Origin of the sequence: Streptomyces chilikensis, from assembly GCF_001642695.1 — a bacterium.
Taxonomy (GTDB): Bacteria; Actinomycetota; Actinomycetes; order Streptomycetales; family Streptomycetaceae; genus Streptomyces; species Streptomyces chilikensis.
In genome coordinates this window covers 1-874 of the sequence record NZ_LWCC02000050.1, presented here as the reverse complement: position 1 = coordinate 874, position 874 = coordinate 1, and the positions used below count along the sequence as shown (strand labels likewise).

Sequence of the window (874 nt, the reverse complement as noted above, 5' to 3'; positions counted from 1 at the left end):
TGAGCTTCTTCAGCGTTGCCGCTCCAGGGTGAGGACCGCCTTGGCGATTGACGTCATGCGGTTCGGACTGCATCGGGCCTTGCGGAAGATCCGCCAGGACTTCAGGCGGGCCACTCCGCGTTCGACCGGTGCCCGTGCCGTGGCCAGGGCCTGATTGAGAGTCCTTTCGGTGAGCGTGAGTTCCTTCAGGGGTCTGCGTTTGATGCCCGTGGTCAGCCAGGGGCCGCCGCCTTGGTAGGCAAGATCGGCCAGGATAGGGACGCCTTGGCGCTCGCAGATCCGGATGATCCGATGGGTGCGTGCCGCGGTCAGGTCGTGTGCTCGGCCCGGCAGAGCCGGCGAGATCCACAGCAGCCGGCCGACCGGGTCGGTGACTACCTGCACGTTCACGCCGTGCCGGCGGTGCTTGTGGGAGTAGTCCGCGCGTGAGTCGCCGACCCGGTCGCACTCGGCGAGGGTGCCGTCCAGCAGGACGAAGTCGGGGTCGGTCTCGCGCAGGACCTTCAGCAGGCCCGGTGCGCGTTCAGCGAGCAGGTGGATAACCGCGCTGGTGTAGGCGTGGGCGGTGGACTCGCTGATTCCGAACCCGGCGGCGATCTTCGCCAGGGTGATGTGCTCACGCAGGTACACCAGTGCCACCATCGCGCGCTGGGACGGGCGGAGCTTGCAGCGGCGGTCCCCCTCACGGGTGACGATGAGCATGGTGACCCACTCCACGAGCGCATGTGGCAGGTCGAGTGCGGCACGATAGATGACCAACGAGGCCCCCGAGCAGCGTGATTGAGACGTCAGACATCTCGATCAACAGCCTGGGGGCCTCGATCGTTGCGTTCGGCTGGGGTCACCTGATCGGGGCCCACCTCGAAGAAGCTCA

General features: G+C 66.8%; 1 protein-coding gene. It reads right to left on the bottom strand.

The genetic code is table 11. The features are described 5' to 3' along the window. Nucleotides 1-9: 9 nt before the first annotated feature. Complete coding sequence (locus A2U95_RS21890) at nucleotides 10-759, bottom strand: transposase family protein (protein ID WP_166025908.1); 750 nt, start codon at nucleotides 757-759, stop codon at nucleotides 10-12. Between the last annotated feature and the right edge of the window lie 115 nt (nucleotides 760-874).